Raw genomic sequence first — 18,596 nt, 5'->3', positions numbered from 1 at the left:
AGATCTTTATTTAAGTAGAATAGAGGATAGAGACGTGATTAAAAATTAAAAGTTTCCTTAACAATACCTTATGGATTATCGGCGGTAAAATTTTTCAGATGATTTTATCTTTAGTGATAGGAATATTCACAGTTAGATACTTAGGTCCTGGAAATTACGGTGTAATTAGTTATATAGAATCTTTCGTGATGTTTTTTACTGCAGTTTCTACACTGGGATTAAATGCAATAATAATTAAGGAGTTTGTTTCTAACGAAAAACAGCAAGGTAAGTTGTTGGGGACAGCTTTAATATTAAGAATAGTTGTTGGCTGCATATCTTCTATTTTGTTAATTTTAATAATATTTTTGACCGGAGAGGGAGATAAGGAATTAATTATTGTAGCATGTATTCAGTCACTAATAATTCCTTTCCAAGCTTTTGAACTTATAAATTTTTGGTTTCAATCGAAGATGAATTCTAAGAAAGCTGTTATTGCTCAAGTATATTCATATATCATATTAATAGTTTATAAAACATTCATACTAATTACTGGAAAATCTATCTTATGGTTTGCTTTCTCTACAACATTAGACATTGGATTAGCAGGCTTGATGCTATTTATTGCATATGTTAAAAATGAAGGGCCTAAATTAGAATTTTCCTTATTCACAGCAAAAAAACTTTTGTCGCAAAGTTATCATTTTATTTTTTCAAGTATGCTAGTAGTAATCTATGCCCAAACTGATAAAATTATGATCAAGTATTTCATGGATGTATATTCAGTTGGAATATATTCAGCGGCATTGAAAATAACAATTATGTGGTCTTTTATTCCTTACGCAATTATTGATTCAGCAAGACCACTTATTATGAGTGCGAAAGAAGTAAATACAGAGTCTTACGAAAAAAAATTAATTCAATTGTATGCTGTAATTATATGGTTAAGTATTTTATATGGAATATTCGTATGTTTTTTTGCAAAAAATATCATCCTAATTTTGTATGGAAATGAATATATAGGAGCCACTTCTGCTTTACAAATATTAGTTTGGTATACAGCTGCTTCTTTTATAGGTAGTATTAAAAATATATGGTTGATATGCGAGAATAAAATTAAATTCGAAAAATATTTTGCCCTTATGGGCGTAATATGCAATATAATGCTTAACCTAATTTTAATTCCTTATTTGGGGATTGTCGGTGCTGCGATAGCTTCCCTAGGGACACAATTCGTTACTAACATATTTGCACCATTGCTATTCCCAGAGACACGAGGACATACGAAATTAGTATTAGAGGGTTTGTTTCTAAAAAGAATATTATGGAATTAGATTTATCAAAATACCCGCTATATTATTGCATAATACATGGGTCTTTCAGTTTGGAAGCCAAAAAATAAAAATATTTAGCTCTTTTTGACTCAGGTCTAATGATAAGTCAAGTGACACTATTTGTAATAGGCATATACTTTGTAAATTTTTTTGGAGAAAGTAGGAGATTATATTGATGGACAAAAGTTCAAAAATATATATAGCGGGTCATAGAGGTTTAGTGGGCTCTGCTATTGTTAAGGATTTAGAGAGAAAGGGATATAGTAATTTAGTTTATAGAAATAGTAAAGAACTTGATTTAACAGAAAGAAAACAAGTAGATAAATTTTTTGAACTTGAAAAGCCAGAGTATGTTTTTCTTGCTGCAGCTAAAGTTGGAGGCATAGTAGCAAATAATGATTTCCCTGCAGATTTTATACGTGATAATTTAATGATTCAGACTAATGTAATAGATGCTTCTTTTCAAAATGGTGTAAAAAAATTACTGTTTCTAGGAAGCACATGTATTTATCCGAAAATGGCTCCTCAGCCCATGAATGAAAACTCATTGTTAACGGGTGCTTTAGAACCGACTAATGAGTCATACGCAATTGCCAAAATTGCTGGAATTAAAATGTGCGAGTCGTATAATAGACAATATGGCACAGATTATATTTCGGTAATGCCAACAAATTTATACGGACCTAATGATAATTTTAATTTGCAAAGCTCACATGTATTACCTGCTTTAATAAGAAAGTTTCATGAAGCAAAACTTCATGAAACTTCCAGTGTAGAAGTATGGGGAACCGGAACCCCAAGAAGAGAATTTCTTTACTCGGAAGATTTAGCGGATGCAACTGTTTACTTAATGAATAATTACAGTGGGAATGGGTTTGTGAATATTGGTGTTGGAAAAGACATTTCGATTAAAGAACTAGCTGAGAAAATAAAAGAAATAGTCGGCTATGAAGGAGAAATAGTATTTAACACTTCGAAACCTGATGGAACCCCTAGAAAACTAGTAGATGTACAGAAATTAAATAGTCTAGGTTGGGAAGCGAAAGTTTCTCTAGATCAAGGTTTAAAACAAGCATATAACTGGTTTTTAAAAAATATTGAGAATGCAACAGATGTTGCTAAATAATGGAGGATAATATGAAAATAGCATTGATTACAGGGGTTACTGGACAAGATGGATCATTTTTAGCAGAATTTTTACTGGAAAAAGGTTATGAAGTGCATGGTGTAATTCGACGTAGTTCTTCTTATAATCAAGAAAGATTAGAAGACGTAGTAAATAATGAAAATTTCCATTTACATTATGGAGATGTAACTGACACTTCAAGTATTATACGTGCTATCAATGAAATTAAGCCAGATGAAATTTATAACTTGGCGGCGCAATCTCATGTTCGAGTATCCTTTGATATGCCTGAATATACACAAGATGTAGATGCAGCAGGGACTCTTAAGATTCTTGAAGCAGTTAGAATTTTAGGACTAATTGATAAAACAAGAATATATCAAGCTTCTACTTCTGAATTATATGGAAAAGTCCAGGAAGTTCCTCAAAAAGAAACTACACCATTTTATCCAAGGTCTCCTTATGGAGTCGCGAAGATATATGGGTATTGGATAACAAAAAACTATAGAGAATCTTATAATATGTTTGCAGTGAATGGTATTTTGTTCAATCACGAGTCAGAAAGACGTGGAGAAACTTTTGTTACTCGTAAAATCACTTTAGCTGCTGCTCGAATTGCACAAGGGAAACAAAAGAAACTTACTTTAGGGAACTTAGAATCATTACGTGATTGGGGGTATGCTAGAGACTATGTTGAATGTATGTGGCTAATTTTGCAGCATGAAAAACCTGAAGATTTTGTAATTGCAACAGGTGAAATGCATACTGTTAGGGAGTTTGTAGAACTTGCATTTAAACAGACGGATATCGAGATTGAGTGGTTTGGAAAAGGGATAGAAGAAAAAGGGATTAACAAGACTACAGGGGAAGTCATTATAGAAGTGGATCCTAAGTTTTTCAGACCAGCAGAAGTGGAACAATTGTTAGGAGATCCGACCAAAGCAAAAACGTTATTAGGTTGGAACCCAACAAGAACTTCGTTCGAAGAATTAGTACAAATTATGATGAAATCGGATATGGAGAAAGTAAAAAAAGAAGAAAAAATAAAAAAAATGTTTGATTAAGTTACAAGATGAAATAATCAAATTATTTTATATAATATTTAAATAGAATTTATAGGTAAATTATAAATATTATATGGATAAATCATTAAGTGAGGGATAGGATGAAATTAATACTACTTTCTGGCGGCTCGGGCAAGCGATTATGGCCATTATCAAATGACACACGATCAAAACAATTTTTAAAAATGCTAGAGAAAGAAAATGGGGAAAAAGAGTCGATGATACAAAGAGTATGGGGGCAACTAGAGTCAGCAGGTTTAGCATCTTCCTCCACTATCGCTACGTCAAGACTACAAAAAGAGATGATTCATCATCAACTAGGCTTGAATGTTCCAATTGTAACTGAACCCGAAAGAAGAGATACTTTCCCTGCAATTGCTTTAGCAGCATCCTATTTATATTCAGTACAGGCAGTAGCCAAAGATGAAATTGTGGTCGTTTTACCGGTTGATCCATATGTTGAGGATGAATTTTTTCATAAAGTAAAAGAATTAGAAGCCTTGGTTCAGGAATCGAAAGCAGACTTGGCTTTGATTGGTGTTAAACCGACATATCCTTCTTCAAAATATGGTTATATAGTTCCTGAAAAGGAAACTTCTGATTTTATACAAGTGAGCCGCTTTACAGAGAAACCTACAGAAGTACAAGCGGAAGTTTTAATGGAAGAGAATGCGCTATGGAACTGTGGTGTTTTTGCATTTAAATTGGGATACATACTAGAGATGCTTGAGGAGAAAGGGTTGTCTCTCGATTATAATGTGCTGAACTCTCAATACGGTAAACTGCCTAAAATTAGTTTCGACTATGAAGTAGTTGAGAAAGCAAATAAGATTGTCGCTTTACCATACGAGGGTTATTGGAAAGACCTTGGAACGTGGAATACTTTAACAGAAGAAATGTCGACTTCGCTGCTTGGTAAGGGGGTAATTTCTTCAAGCTCTTCAAATACTCATCTAATTAATGAATTAGATATTCCGGTAACTATAATAGGTGGTAAAGACCTGGTAGTTGCAGTGAGTCCTGATGGTATTTTGGTCAGCGATAAGGCTTCAAGCCCTCAAATCAAAGATTTAATTAAAGGCTTCACTAATCCGCCAATGTATGAAGAGCGATTATGGGGATGGTCACGAACTTTGGACTACTCTAAATATGAAGATGAGCAAGAAATGATCACGAAACGTATATGTATTTTTGAGGGTAAAAATTCTACCTATCATTATCATAATTTACGAGATGAAGTCTGGACTGTCGTTAAAGGGGAAGGCGAATTAGCTTTGGATGATAAGATTACGCGTGTCAAAGCGGGAGATGTTGTTCATCTTCCGGCAGGGAAAAAACATGCAATTCTTGCGCTCTCAGAATTAGAATTTATTGAAGTGCAAACAGGATTAGGTATTATAGAAGAGGACATCCATAGAATAGCCTATGATTGGAAAGACGTTTTATCTCATTTCAAAAAATCAAAAGCAAGTATCATCTCGTAACAATATGAAAACCATTGCTTACTATATATCTGATTATGGTTTTGGACATGCACCCAGAAGTATTGCAATTATTAGAGAAGTTTTTAATCAGTCTAATAAAAAGTTAAAAATTAAAATTTGTAATTCATGTGCTCATTCTTTTTTAAAGGATTCACTAAGAGGATTAAATGTTGAATTTAAAACGTTCATACTGATATTGGATATGTTTTAAAACCAAATAGTATGGATGTAGATAAAGAAGCTTTGACGAGAAAATACCTAGATTTTACAAAAAATGGAATTTCAAAATTGAGAAGAAAAAGAATTTCTACAAAAGAATAATGTGGATATAGCTATATCAGATATTTCTCCCCTGCCATGTATGCCTGCAAAAGACCTAGGCATACCCACGGTGGGGGTTTCTAACTTCACTTGGTATTCTACCTATGAAGGTTTAATAGCGGAAGAATCTTTACAGGTTTTTAAGCAAGCTTATAACAGTATGGAAAATTTTATGCTTTATCCTGTAGTAACGAACCTGAATGGTGGTCTACGACTAATTATGACTTTATTGCACGAGAAACAAATAGTAAAGCAGTCCTTTCAATAAGACAAATACTTAATCCAAACAAAGATAAGTTAATAATATACTTTAAATTAGACATGAAGATAAACAAAAAAATTGAAGATTTAAAGTTGTGGAAAAGTGACAACTGTACTTTTATAGTTTCAAACAACATTGAAGTAATCTTTCTAGTGTATTTACCATTCCTTAAAATTTTACGGAATCTCAAAACTATTTACCTTCTGCAGATATTGCAATAACAAAAGCGGGATGGGGAACAGTCAGAGAAGTAGTCTTATGCAAAAAACTCTTAATGATTCTTGTATAGAAATAACATAAATGAAGACAGAATTACTATTAAATATCTAAATGCAATTAATGAAGCAACATTATTCAGCTGGAGAGACGTGCAGGATTTGAAAGTTGATACAGCTCTGCTAGAGAAATTAAAGTCATAAACTGATAGCCAACAAAATAATGATACTAAGCGAGTTGCATTTGATTTACTTAAATCTATAATATAGATTCAAATTTATATTTATGGAGTGATTTTTTTGGATTGGCGATCAAATTATAAAAGATGGAAGAACCATGAAAGTTTAGATGGTGAATTAAAAAGAAACTTAGAATCGCTGGAACACCATACTAAGCAAATGGAAGACAGCTTTTACAAAAACCTTGAATTCGGTACAGGTGGAATCCGAGGAGAAATCGGTCCAGGAACCAATCGAATTAATATCTATACGATAAGAAAAGCCGCAGAAGGCTTGGCCCACTACATAGAACAAAACGGAGAGCAGGCTAAAAAATGTGGAGTTGTCATTGCGTATGATTCCCGTTTCAAATCCCCGGAGTTTGCCCTTGAAGTGGCATTGACTCTTGGAAAACATGGAATACAAACCTACCTTTTTAAATCGTTGCGTTCAACACCGGAATTATCATTTGCCCTGCGGCATTTGAATGCTTTTAGTGGAATTGTCATAACCGCCAGTCATAATCCAGCAGAATATAATGGTTTGAAAGTCTATGGCGAAGATGGAGCACAAATAACACTGAATGCTGCTAAAAAGATTATCGCTAAAGTAAATGAAGTGGTGTAACCGCTAAACTAGACTAAACAGTTTTCCACAAATAACGGTAAACAGATTTCACCAATTAAGACACAACAGTTGACCAATACCGATGCGCTTTTAATATACTTGAGAGAGTCTATTGAAAGTGAGGAATGAGGAGTGGAAAAATTTATGATTTACAATGAAATTCATCAACTGCGCGATGTGGGATTTTCAAATAGCGCAATCGCCAAGAAACTGAAGATATCCAGAAATCGGGTGATTGACTACGGAAATATGACGCCCGAGGGTTTTTGTGAATTCGTTCTATCGCTGCAAAACCGGAGCAAGAAATTGGATCCTTATCACGAGGAGATTGTCAGCTGGTTAAAGGAACATCCCGATCTGACGGGAGCACAAATTTTTGATTGGTTGGAAGAGCGACTGGGTGTGAATACAATCGCTGAAAATACCGTCAGGAATTACGTGAATGAGTTGCGTGAGATTTACCACATTCCCAAACAAGCAGCAGAACGAACATTCAGTGCGGTGCCGGAGCTACCTATGGGGCAACAGATTCAAGTGGATTTTGGGCAGAAGAATGTGCTGACAACTGATGGTACGATGAAGCGTTTGTACTTCATCGGATTCGTGCTGGCACATTCGAGGTTTAAGTATGTGGAGTTCCTGGACCGGCCCTTTCGGGCAAGCGATCTGATACACATGCATGAGAATGCCTTTAGCCATTTTGGAGGCATGTCACGAGAAATTGTCTACGACCAAGACCGTTTATTAATCGTCAGTGAGAATTCGGGAGATTTGATTATGACGGCCGAATTTACCAAGTACCAGCAGACGCGGAAGTTCAAAGTCTACCTTTGTCGGAAATCGGATCCGCAATCCAAAGGAAAAGTCGAACAAGTCGTCAAATATGTAAAAAACAATTTCGTTAAAAATCGCACTTTTGATAATTTAATCGATTGGCAGGATACCTGTATGAAGTGGCTGAAACGGACCGGCAATTACAAAGTCCATCATAATATCAAAAAAAGACCCTTTGAGGTGCACGCCCTGGAAAAGCAACACCTACAAAAGGTCTCTGGTACTTACATTTTTGAAAAAGTATTCACCTCGAGTATAACAAGAGATATTCAGCATGACAACGTCATTCGTTTCGGCTCAAACCGTTACAGTGTGCCTCGTGGCACTTATCGTAAAGGCGCGCCAAACATCGCTTATGTTCAGACGGATAACAACTATCTGTACATACGCCTTCAGGAACACGGGGAAGTTTTAGCGAAACACAAATTAGCGAAAGGAAAAGGTGCAGTCATTTCAGACCCTGCCCATCGCGAAAGGAATCAGACCAAACGAGATTTATTAATCCAACAAATTCAAGACCAATTGGGCGATACGGAATTGAGTGCATGGTTCATTAAGCGATTGACCGAACGATATCCGCGCCATTTGATCGACCAACTGGAAGTCGTGCAATCCGTAATCAGAAACTATCCGGACTATGTCGAAGAGGCGCTGGTTACGTTTAAACGACTCGAGATGACGAGTGCCAATGAATTGCGAGACATCGCTATCTCGTTAGAGATAGAAAGCCAAAAGAAACCAAAGGAAGTTGGCACAATCAACGAGAAGTACAAAGACTTCGTGGCACCCGAACGGACAACGGATATTTACCTCTCTGTCCTTCAAGGAGGTGAAAATCGATGAGCCATCCCTATGAAGGATTACAAGACAAATGCCGAACCTTGCGGTTGGCAGAAACGGCCAAAGAATTACCGAATTTTCTTCGCGAAGCTGAGGCGAAGGGATGGACGTATCACGAATTTATCCATGAAGTGCTTAGCTATGAAACGCGTTGCCGAGAACGAAAAACCAGTGAAAAGCTCATGAAATGGGCAGAGTTCCCTGAATTACTGACATTTGAGCAGTTTCGCTTGGAGGAACAGACAGCCATCGGTGAAAAGCAGCTAAATGTGCTAAAGGAACTGGCATGGATTGATGACTGTTTCACGTTAATCATGATGGGGCCGACAGGCGCCGGCAAGACTCATTTATCAACTGCATTAGGTATCCACGCCATCGAGCGTGGGTATCAGGTGTCGTTTATATCGATGGAACGTCTCATCTATGTATTGAAATCAAAAGAATATACGAGCAAGTCAAAGACCAGATATAAACGGATTGCCGCTTCTGATCTAATCATCATTGACGACGTCATGTACATGGCTTATGAGCCTCAAGAGGCTCATCTGTTTTTCCAATTCATTTACGAACTGTACGACAAAGCGGCCTTCATTTTAACTTCAAATAAAGGTCCAGGCGAATGGGGGAAATTCTTAGGCGATCAGACCTTAACAACCGCCATCTTAGACCGCCTGCTTCATCGAAGTGAGATTCTTACATTTGACGAAAAGCAAGACAGCATCCGAATGAGATACAGAAAAACATTATTTAGCAATCAAGGTGTTGAATCTTAATTGTGAAAAACTGTTTGTTTCTACTTGACGGTTACAAGTGGAAAATGAATTGACTGTTGTTGTTGGAGATGAAGAAGAGCTGAAGGCAACGGGATTACTGAAATTAATTGAAAAAGAAGTGGATCAGGCGTATATAAATCAGCTTCAATCTATACCTGTAAATCAAGAAATGATTTCTCAAATCGGCGATGATTTTAGAATCATCTATACCCCTTTACACGGTACGGGTAATATACCTGTAAGAAAAGCATTAGATGCAATAGGATTTAAACAAGTTCAAGTAGTAAAAGAGCAGGAAATGCCTGATTCTAATTTCTCAACAGTTACTTCGCCGAATCCTGAAGAACATGACGCATTTGAATTGGCCATTCAGTATGGCGAACGATATGAAGCGGATATTTTACTGGGAACAGATCCAGATACAGACCGGGTAGGTGTCGCTGTTCGAAACTTACAAAAAAACTTTGAAGTTTTAACCGGAAACCAGATTGGAGCAATACTGCTTCATTATCTAATAACTGAAAAGAAGAAGAAGAACGCACTTCCTGTCAATGCCACAGTATTAAAAACTATAGTTACTTCTGAAATTGGACGGGATATTGCTGCTGCTCATGGACTGGAAACAATTGATACATTAACGGGATTCAAATTCATCGGTGAAAAAATAAAGGAATTTGAAGAAACGAAAGAGAAAAGTTTTCTCTTTGGATATGAAGAAAGTTACGGTTATTTAATCGGTGATTTTGTCCGTGATAAGGATGCTGTACAAGCTTGTTTATTGATTGTTGAAGTAGCAGCTTATTATAAAATATTGGGTATGACTTTATATGAAGGTTTATTGAGCGTTTACGAACAATATGGGTATTACCAAGAAGCTTTAGAATCAATAACCTTAAAAGGAAAAGATGGCGTCCAACAAATCCAATCCATAATGTCAAATTTCCGTGGAAATCCTCCTGAAAATTTGGCAGGAAATCGAATAATCTGTATAGAAGATTATAAAGCTGGTACTAGAAGTGCGGCAGAAGATGGAGTAATTGAATCGATGGATTTACCAAAATCTAACGTCTTAAAATATAAACTTGAAGATGGTTCATGGTTTTGTTTAAGACCATCAGGCACTGAACCGAAGATTAAGTTCTATTTTGGAGTAAAAGCAGAAAATTTAATAGCTGGCCAAGAAAAGTTAAAAGAACTGAAAAAAGCAGTAATGGAACGAGTAGAAAGAAAAGTTCTTGAATTCTAAGCCGATCAGTTGAATAGTGGTCATAAATATTGGAAGTGGAAAGTGTATAAAAAAGAGAAGAAGTTAAAACGTCTTTGGCTGAGAATATCGGTTGCACTAGTTTTATTGTTGGCGATAGCCATGGGGCATACACAATGCGAAAAACCTTTATTGATGTGATCTATGAAACTGTCTTTTTTATAGATTAAGATGCTGTTAAAGAAAAGGTAAGTAAAAAACCACTTCTCAATTTCAATTTGAAATCATTTAGGATACGCAACAGTTAAAAGTATAGAAGATTTTTAATTAGTATTAAGAATTAATTAGAAAAATAATATAATAGTCTATAACAAGTAAATAAGGAAGTGTGTGAATTGAAGCAACCTATCTTTTTAATTCCGATATTCCAAGAAAGAATATGGGGAGGAACAAAATTACGTACTGAATTTGATTATGCAATAGAATCAGATAGAACAGGTGAATGTTGGGCAGTATCAGCTCATCCAAACGGTATGAGTATTGTCAATAATGGCTATTATAAAGGCAAGTCGTTAAATGAACTATGGGAGAAGAATCCTGAACTCTTCGGAAATATTGGTGGAGCAGTTTTTCCATTGCTTACTAAAATTCTTGATGCCAATACTGATTTATCAGTACAGGTCCATCCTGATGATGAATATGCTGGAGTATATGAAAATGGCGAACTTGGTAAAACGGAGTGTTGGTATATCATTGATTGTGAAGAAGGATCGGAACTTATTCTTGGTCATAAAGCTCAGACAAAAGAAGAATTCAACGAAATTATTCAACGTGGTCAATGGAATAATTTATTGCAGCGGATAAAAGTGAAGCCGGGTGATTTCTTTTATGTACCAAGCGGGACGATCCATGCTATTGGTTCCGGAATCCTCATTCTGGAAACCCAGCAAAGTTCCGATACTACATACCGAGTATATGATTACGATCGTATTGGAGAAAACGGTGAAAAACGGGAACTGCATCTTGAGAAATCGATAGATGTCACTACTATTCCACATGAAGATTACACTATTACACCTGTAACGACAATCCTTCCTGGAGCAAAAATTACTCTGTACATACATGAAGAGAATTTTTCCGTATATAAATGGGAGATTAGTAAAGCGACTACTTTTAATCAGAACAAGCCGTTTTTAATAGGTAGTGTATTAAAGGGAAGTGGTAAAATTGTAACGACCGAGGCAACGTTTACGATCGAAAAAGGTGCGCATTTTATATTGCCAAATGGTTTAGGCTATTTTGAAGTGAATGGTGAAGTTGAAATGATTGTTTCGCATCCATAGTACTATTTTAAAGATAAAGAGTTTAAAAGTTACTTTTTTGCACATAGTAACTTTTTGTGGACTGCAGTAAGAACGATGAATGTAGTAAAGATATTGGCCTACCAGAAAATAAAAAGTGACAATGCGCACATACAAAAGTCTTTTCTCGCTACTTGGAAAGAGCGAGAGGACAATCGTAAATATAAGTAAAATCGCGCCCCTGTGAGCGAAACAATTCCGTCTATACAAAGAAGTTGAATAACGAAAACGCCATCTTCAATGAAATCAACCGATTTCGAAGATGGCATTCGTATATTTATTGAGGTTGATAAATAGTCATAATTGAACCGTGCACAGGGAACATTTGGGAACTGCTGGAAAAAAGAAAACGTTCCCTCTTATAAATAAAAACCAAATCTGGTGTGTCACCCTGGGTTGGAAACGATGCTTCGAACCTGTACACTAAAATAAAACAGAACCGACAGGAACGGAGTGGGAACATGGATAGTAAAACCTGGGTGGATTATATCTCAGCGATGGTTAATTTATATGGCATTGTACCTTTTGAGCAAGTGGCGAAGGTGATTTCAAGCCAAAACAAAGAGAGCATAGCAGCTGAGGAAATCAAGGGGTGGATTCAAGATCCATTTGCAGGGGGACTAGCCAAAGCGGCGCTTCAGAACCGGTTCGTCTATGAATACGGTGGAGGATTTTTTGTTGGAGAATGGATCATGGAATTCGAAGCGTTTGATGAACACTGGCTCGCGCAACAAGGAAAGCCCTATTATGTGCCGGAGCGGGACGAACTGCTAAAATGGAGCGACCCTGATTATTTTGAAAAGCCAACAGAATTTTTCATTCTCCAGCAATACATTGCAACGCTTTTTCCGGAAGCAGCCAGCGACAAAGTAGAAGGTACTGTGGAAGATCTGCAGATGATGGCGGAGGACCCCTTTTCACTTGAGCGGATTATTAGGGAATTTGATCGCATGGGGCTGAAGCTTGAAGAAAGTGGGCAATTGAAGAAAGTGGCGGAGCTAGTGATGGATATGCATAACCATACGCGCCTTCAAATTAATCGGGGGTATACTCCGCACGAGTTATTTCAAGAAGAAAAAAAGAGCTTGCTTCCGTTGTCCGAAAAAATTGGCCGGAACGATTCGTGCTTTTGTGGCAGCGGAAAGAAATATAAGAAATGCTGCGGGAAAGTGGCTTAGTAAAAACGCGCTCTATTAAGAAAAATAATTTAATGAACGAATCACGTCTTAGGAAAATGTATAAAGACATAACAGAGTATCGTTTCGGACAAAAAATAATACCACTCCGGACAGATTTTAGTACCATCTCTGCCATCGCAGTACCAGTCCATTCCTTGAGAAATCGCGCCCCTGTGAGCGAAACAATTCAGTCTATACAAAGAAGTTGAATAAACAAAACGCCATCTTCAATGAAATCGACCGATTTCGAAGATGGCATTCGTATATTTAATGGGAGTGATAAATAGTCATAAGTGCACCATACACAGGGACCATTTGGGAACGTCTGGGAGAATGGGAAATACAGGACAATCGCTATTTTCTAAACTTCCCGCTCCATCGCTGGCGGCTCCATGTCCTCCACATGCGGATCTTCCTCCGCGTTCTGCGCATAGGTCAGGCAGTACATGCAATACGCCGTGTTGTTCTTCTCAAACGGTACCGGCAGCAAGCCCCGCAGCAACTCCCGGTCTAAAAAAGCGGGAGCCGGTAGCGTATCGTCCCAGTAGAGGGGAAATGAACTGTACGGATACAGCTCCAGCCGCTCCACCATCGGCTGCTTCGTCTCGATCGGGTTGCGATGGATATAGCTGCTGACGGTGAGGAGGCCCAGGCGCGAATCGACTTCCTTGGCGAAATAACGCTTCTGGTAGATCCGTCCAACGTGGCTGTACCGTTTGGCGTAGGACATGCTGTAGCGCCGATTGATCAGCCCCATGATTTTGTGGAGCGGATCATGTTCGGCTTTGATCAGGATGTGATAATGGTTGGTCATAAAACAGTAAGCGAGAATCTTAAATGGGTAGTCGACATAAATGTGCTGAAAAGCACGTTTCAGTTCGAACATGTCTTCCTTCGTTTTAAAAATCGGCTGGCGGTTATTGCCGCGCATGATGACGTGGTAATAGGCATTTTGGTTGAAAGCACGTTTTCGTGTCATGGCTCACCTCATCAGCGAACTGTGGGTACGCGAAGCACTGATTTTCCATTGCAGCGCTTCATCGACCGCTGTGTCTGTGACCTGATCATCGCCTGCGACATCCGAAATCGTCCGCGCCAGCCGCAAAATTTTTATCGTGGAGCGGCTGCTCAGCTTTTCCTGGAAACTGACCGTTTCGATTTTTGCCAGTTGGGCAGAGGTGAAATGGGTCTTTTCCTCAAACAGCTTAATCGGCACAATGGCATTCGTGTAATTGGCCCCGTAGCGGATTCGCTGCCGGTCGCGTGCAGCCGCTGTCAGCTCCCTCAGTTCTTCGGACGTAGTAGCGGTTGACTGCGCCAACACGCCTTGGTTTTTCATCTCCAGCACAAAATCCACCCGATCGATGATGGGGCCGGTGATTTTCTGCATGTACTTCAACCGTACTTTGTCCCCGCAGGTGCAATACTTTTCGTGAGAGCCGTAATAACCGCACGGACATGGATTTGTCGCGGCAATCAAGTTGATGGTTGCCGGAAACTGGTCGGAGCCTTCGACGCGGTTGACCACAGCGAAGCCCGATTCCAGCGGCTGACGCAACGTATCAATAACACGCCGCGGAAAATGGCCCAGCTCATCCAGGAACAAGACGCCGCGATGCGCCAGTGATATTTCGCCCGGCTTTGGATAGCGCCCGCCGCCGATAATGGCACCTTCCGAAGAAGAATGGTGCGGACTGCGAAACGGTGGACGTTCGGACAGGGATCGCGCCTGCTTGACCATCTGGTAGATACTGTAGACTTCCAGGATTTCGTCATGCGCCAAATCGGGCAGAATCGTGTGGAAGGCATTCGCCAGCAGACTTTTGCCGCAGCCCGGCGGACCGCTCATCAGCACGTGGTGACCACCAGCTGCAGCAAGCAGCAATGCGCGTTTCGCTTCTTCGTGGCCGCGAATGGCCGAGAAACACACATGCGGGATCTTTTCGGTGTCTTCGTAGAGAATTTCGGGTTGCAAAAGGGTAAGGTCGTCGTCAAAAAGGGAAGTCTTTCCGGCTAAGTGGGAAAGCAGAGAGGGCATATCCGGCATACGGATCAATTCGACATCCGCAGCTTGCGCAAAAAGGGAAATTTCAATTGGTGGAATATAGATGCGTTTAAAGCCCAGCAAGATCGCCTGGTGGATGGTGGGAATCATGCTGTGGAACGTCGTCAGTTCACCGTTCAAGGTCAGCGCAGCAATAAAGCAGGTCTTGTCCGGTATCTCCAACGGTTTTTTCGCCATCGCCTGCAACACCGCGAGCAGCATCGCTGCGTCATAAGAAGTGCCTTGCTTTTTGACATCCGCAGGCGACAGGTGGATGGTGATTTTCTTCATATCGATGTCTTCTTTCAGCGCGTGAAGGCAATTCAGAATCCGCTCCCGCGACTCCTTGATCGACACATCCGGCAAGCCGATGATGATGCATTGTTCTTTGTCTTCCCGAACCGTCGCCTCAACACGAATCACTTGGCCGGAGAGCCCGCTCATGCCGACACTGTAGATATAGTTTGATATAAAAATCCCTCTTTTCTATTTAATTTGGTTGTTCCTTTTCATTGTAGGGGATGTGTCTAATATTGTCGAAATATTTCTTTAACTTAAATGAGTACAGATGGTGCTTCCGTATATCCATCAATTCCTGGACAGACAATCCCATCAACTTTTAGACAATATGAAACAGCATTAACATCCTACATAAATGTACAGGAAGAAGAAAACCTCTTTAATTGATTAATCGATTATAATCGATTTACTTAATAGTCGATTTAAAATGGAGGAGAAATACTAATCGGAATTGAAGATGACGGTACAGTGGTTGGCTTGACAAACGCCCAAAAAGACGTGGAAACCGTCAGCAATATCTTGAGGGACAGCATAAAGCCGGATATTTTGGTGTATAGCTCCGCTGAAATCTTGATCATTGATGGCAAGGAAGTAGTGAAAATTGAAATTACACACGGGTCGAGAAGACCTTATCATCTTGCAAGTAAAGGGATGAAGCCTTCCAGTGTTTTTGTTCGGCACGGCAGCCAGTGCGGCATCAGATGAAGCGATTCGTCAAATGATCATAGAGTCAGATGGTACTCAATAGGAGAACATGCGATGCCTCAATCAATCCTTAACTTTTCATGAAACGACTCAATTGTTTAAAGCTGAAGGGCTGGTCTTTTGCGCAATACAGCAAAGATCACTGGGAATCATTAATTCTAATAATTATTATACAAACTTGGGGCAGCTGTTGTTGGAGCAGTGCGAACACTCCATTAAAGCCGCTCGCTATAAAGGGATGACCAAGTTGGATTTTCAGGATCGATAGGGCTTGGTGGATCGTTGGGATCATACTGTGAAACGTCGTCAGTTCACCATTCAACGTCAATGCGGCGATAAAGCAAGTCTTCTCAGGGATGTCCAACGGCTTTTTCGTCATCGCTTGCAACACCGCCAAAAGCATCGCTGCGTCATATGAAGTACCTTGCTTTTTGACATCGGCAGGGGATAAGTGAATGGTGATTTTCTTCATGTCGATGTCTTCTTTCAGTGCGTGCAAGCAATTCAGAATCCGCTCCCGCGACTCCTTGATCGACACATCGGGCAAGCCGATGATGACACATTGTTCCTTATCTTCCCGAACCGTTGCCTCAACACGAATCACCTGGTCGGAGAGGCCGCTCATGCCGACACTGTAGATATAGTTACTTATGAGAATCCCTCTTTTCTTTGGAATAGTTGCATACCGTTTCAGTATAAGGGAAGGGGAGTGAGGTGTCTAAATAATCTGGAATTTAGAAAGAAACTCCACAACAATCCATTCCTTTATCCAGAAAATATGCTATTCTGAAATGAACATAGAAGAAAATGAGGTGCGTTGCATGAAGAAACTAACAGAGAATCCGGACTTTATTCCTTACATAGCAGTTGAAGGGGACGAAATGCTCGGTGGCTTTCCGTTCAATTGGCATGTCACGCGTGCCACTGAATGGATTCAAGCAAATCTGGATCAAGTTGAACGGTCTGTTGTACAGATTGGTCCACCGGGGCCGGGAGCGGATTCGTCGAATCTGGACGAAGAGTTTTTGCCGAAAGCAGATCTGACCCGACCAATCATCATGGTCCGCATGCGTCCGGAATTTTTCCGGCTGATCGACGGCAACCACCGCGTCGCAAAAGCGAGACGTACGGGAATAAAGGAACTGCCCGCCTATTACTTAACGCAAGAACAACACCGCCAGTTTTTTACCTCCACGGATATGGACAAGCGCTACGTGGAGTATTGGAACGGCAAGCTGAAAGATTTTAAAAAAGACAAAGGCCGCTGGGGAGTTGTCGGAGAAGTTCGGGTGTGAGTGGGTGGAATGCGGATGGAATGCAGCCTGATTGTAAGAGATGGTGTCCTAGGAAAGGAAGAGTTCTATACAATGCTCCATGGTGTGGTTCGTTCAGAGCATGAAATAAAGTAGACACGAAATAAAAGAGAATGCCCTTCCGGTTTTTGTCGGAAGGGCATTCTCTTTTTGATCAACGAAAGAGGATGGCGATTGTTGAGCGGAAAAGCATCTTGTTTTATTCGATCTAAAGAAAATCTGTAACGATTAAGTGGAAAACTGAGTAGAAATAGGAAATAGTAAAATAGCACCAAAAAATTATTAAAATAATATTTAAAACAGTTAGACTTTTAAATAGGCATAAATGTATAATAAAGTAAATGAAAAACAGGAGTAAAGACATGTAGGTAGCAATGGAGTAGCAGCGACAATCAACGGATCTACCTATAATCAGTTGGGGAAGAGAAATTATCCGCGCGGAATGATGAACGGAGTTGTTACGAAAGAACAGCCCCTCGTCTATTAGCCAATAGAAGAATAACGGCAAGAGAAAAACAGTGTCAAGTCACTCAGCGTCTGTAGTTTATCCAGCAGGACCACAATAGGACAGCCATACTTGGCTGCAACTCGAAGGAGGTGAGGAAGATGTGAGTAAGCAAATGACGGCAATAGAAAACCCCCGGGTGTGACAGTTTGGACAACGGTCACCCGAGGGAGAATAGCTGGAGTATACCAACTACTTGTTAGTATACTCCAAATAACTTTAAATTTTAAGGGTTAAATTAAAAGGGGGACTACGAGTGAGACAGAAAACAATTAAAAACAGTGAAATGAAACAGGAGTATGGCATCAGTTCCGAGACGATCGTCATCTTGCCGGACTTTGATGAAAATGGATTTTTGAACGCATTGATTTGCAAGAAAGACGAAATTACGAAGGCGGGCTTGAGTCCTTATGACCTGATTGATATGAATTTACGGTTTCGTGGTTCTAGCATGAGAGGGGCATTGGATGGCGCCCGGACCCTCCTGGATAAAAGGTACATGAACCCAGTGATCCTCGACAAAGAACGCGACATTATTTTGTTTCCCAGCAGGTCGCCGTTCCGGGAAGACTGTGTTTGGCTGTCGCTCCGGCACGTCAGGAGTTACAGGCGTTCTGGAACGAGTCATACCCTAGTCGAACTGAGCAACAACAGCACCATTCGTCTCGATGTCAGCTTCCACACGTTCAATAAGAGAATCCAGCGAGCCTACGAACTGCGCTACAAAATGCAGGCGCAGATGATCCGGTTTGAATCGCAAGTTGTGGAGTCGGGTGCTGGGTATCATTTGAAGAAGAGCAAAAAAGGATTGAATTATGTCGGAGTGGAAGAAAAGTAAGCGATCAGGACAGCTTTTTTAGCGATGCCGTTCAGGCAAATGGCGACCTGTGTCAAAGATAACGCGAGTG

General features: G+C 39.7%; 14 protein-coding genes and 2 pseudogenes. 13 read left to right on the top strand and 3 right to left on the bottom strand.

Going from position 1 to position 18,596, the window contains the following annotated elements; genetic code table 11:
- Nucleotides 1–44 precede the first annotated feature (44 nt).
- The 10 genes and pseudogenes from FQ085_RS03235 to FQ085_RS03190 all read left to right on the top strand — a co-directional run bounded on the left by FQ085_RS03235 (nt 45) and on the right by FQ085_RS03190 (nt 12,821).
- Complete coding sequence (locus tag FQ085_RS03235) at nt 45–1,313, top strand: flippase (RefSeq protein WP_262499762.1); 1,269 nt, start codon at nt 45–47, stop codon at nt 1,311–1,313.
- Nucleotides 1,314–1,488: 175 nt separating this feature from the next.
- On the top strand, nt 1,489–2,439 hold the full coding sequence (gene fcl, locus FQ085_RS03230) for a GDP-L-fucose synthase (protein WP_149455916.1): 951 nt from the start codon (nt 1,489–1,491) through the stop codon (nt 2,437–2,439).
- An 11-nt stretch (nt 2,440–2,450) separates the two neighbouring features.
- Nucleotides 2,451–3,503, top strand: coding sequence for a GDP-mannose 4,6-dehydratase (gmd, locus tag FQ085_RS03225; RefSeq protein ID WP_149455915.1), 1,053 nt, complete (start codon nt 2,451–2,453; stop codon nt 3,501–3,503).
- 101 nt (nt 3,504–3,604) lie between these two features.
- Entirely contained in the window at nt 3,605–4,987 is a 1,383-nt protein-coding gene (locus tag FQ085_RS03220) for a sugar phosphate nucleotidyltransferase (protein ID WP_149455914.1), read from the top strand.
- A 1,098-nt stretch (nt 4,988–6,085) separates the two neighbouring features.
- Nucleotides 6,086–6,625: pseudogene (locus FQ085_RS03215) on the top strand (phospho-sugar mutase); the annotation flags it as partial.
- 150 nt (nt 6,626–6,775) lie between these two features.
- Nucleotides 6,776–8,308, top strand: coding sequence for an IS21 family transposase (gene istA / locus FQ085_RS03210; protein WP_149455912.1), 1,533 nt, complete (start codon nt 6,776–6,778; stop codon nt 8,306–8,308).
- A complete protein-coding gene (gene istB, locus FQ085_RS03205) occupies nt 8,305–9,078 on the top strand; it encodes an IS21-like element helper ATPase IstB (protein ID WP_149455911.1) in 774 nt (257 codons plus the stop codon). The genes istA and istB overlap by 4 nt, the downstream gene beginning before the upstream one ends.
- 34 nt (nt 9,079–9,112) lie before the next feature.
- Nucleotides 9,113–10,324, top strand: a pseudogene (locus tag FQ085_RS03200) (phospho-sugar mutase); the annotation flags it as partial.
- A gap of 353 nt (nt 10,325–10,677) precedes the next feature.
- Nucleotides 10,678–11,625 (top strand): mannose-6-phosphate isomerase, class I, encoded by a 948-nt coding sequence (manA, locus tag FQ085_RS03195; RefSeq protein ID WP_149455909.1) that lies wholly within the window; start codon nt 10,678–10,680, stop codon nt 11,623–11,625.
- A gap of 479 nt (nt 11,626–12,104) precedes the next feature.
- A complete protein-coding gene (locus tag FQ085_RS03190) occupies nt 12,105–12,821 on the top strand; it encodes an SEC-C metal-binding domain-containing protein (RefSeq protein ID WP_149455908.1) in 717 nt (238 codons plus the stop codon).
- A gap of 361 nt (nt 12,822–13,182) precedes the next feature.
- On the opposite strand, the gene FQ085_RS03185 is transcribed toward FQ085_RS03190, so the two are convergent.
- Together FQ085_RS03185 and FQ085_RS03180 are read right to left on the bottom strand one after the other, a co-directional pair.
- Nucleotides 13,183–13,800 (bottom strand): transposase, encoded by a 618-nt coding sequence (locus FQ085_RS03185; protein WP_149455907.1) that lies wholly within the window; start codon nt 13,798–13,800, stop codon nt 13,183–13,185.
- 3 nt (nt 13,801–13,803) lie between these two features.
- Entirely contained in the window at nt 13,804–15,324 is a 1,521-nt protein-coding gene (locus FQ085_RS03180) for a YifB family Mg chelatase-like AAA ATPase (RefSeq protein ID WP_262499761.1), read from the bottom strand.
- 279 nt (nt 15,325–15,603) lie between these two features.
- Between FQ085_RS03180 and FQ085_RS03175 the strand changes: the two genes are divergently transcribed.
- Entirely contained in the window at nt 15,604–15,870 is a 267-nt protein-coding gene (locus FQ085_RS03175; protein ID WP_149455905.1) for an AlbA family DNA-binding domain-containing protein, read from the top strand.
- Between the two features lie 139 nt (nt 15,871–16,009).
- Here FQ085_RS03175 and FQ085_RS03170 read toward each other — a convergent pair whose 3' ends face one another.
- Complete coding sequence (locus tag FQ085_RS03170; RefSeq protein WP_188074701.1) at nt 16,010–16,474, bottom strand: magnesium chelatase domain-containing protein; 465 nt, start codon at nt 16,472–16,474, stop codon at nt 16,010–16,012.
- A 208-nt stretch (nt 16,475–16,682) separates the two neighbouring features.
- Here FQ085_RS03170 and FQ085_RS03165 point away from each other — a divergent pair, with 208 nt between their 5' ends.
- Together FQ085_RS03165 and FQ085_RS03160 are read left to right on the top strand one after the other, a co-directional pair.
- Nucleotides 16,683–17,165 (top strand): ParB N-terminal domain-containing protein, encoded by a 483-nt coding sequence (locus FQ085_RS03165; protein ID WP_188074700.1) that lies wholly within the window; start codon nt 16,683–16,685, stop codon nt 17,163–17,165.
- Nucleotides 17,166–17,944: 779 nt separating this feature from the next.
- Nucleotides 17,945–18,526, top strand: coding sequence for a competence protein ComK (locus FQ085_RS03160; protein WP_149455902.1), 582 nt, complete (start codon nt 17,945–17,947; stop codon nt 18,524–18,526).
- Nucleotides 18,527–18,596 lie beyond the last annotated feature (70 nt).

This window comes from Planococcus sp. ANT_H30 (genome assembly GCF_008369335.1).
GTDB lineage: Bacteria > Bacillota > Bacilli > Bacillales_A > Planococcaceae > Planococcus > Planococcus kocurii.
This window is presented reverse-complemented; position numbering and strand designations above follow the sequence as displayed.

Coding starts and splice junctions, on each gene's coding strand:
- FQ085_RS03185 (WP_149455907.1), bottom strand. CDS start 13,800: ATGACACGAAAACGTGCTTTCAACCAAAATGCCTATTACCACGTCATC.
- istB (WP_149455911.1), top strand. CDS start 8,305: ATGAGCCATCCCTATGAAGGATTACAAGACAAATGCCGAACCTTGCGG.
- fcl (WP_149455916.1), top strand. CDS start 1,489: ATGGACAAAAGTTCAAAAATATATATAGCGGGTCATAGAGGTTTAGTG.
- FQ085_RS03220 (WP_149455914.1), top strand. CDS start 3,605: ATGAAATTAATACTACTTTCTGGCGGCTCGGGCAAGCGATTATGGCCA.
- gmd (WP_149455915.1), top strand. CDS start 2,451: ATGAAAATAGCATTGATTACAGGGGTTACTGGACAAGATGGATCATTT.
- FQ085_RS03190 (WP_149455908.1), top strand. CDS start 12,105: ATGGATAGTAAAACCTGGGTGGATTATATCTCAGCGATGGTTAATTTA.
- istA (WP_149455912.1), top strand. CDS start 6,776: ATGATTTACAATGAAATTCATCAACTGCGCGATGTGGGATTTTCAAAT.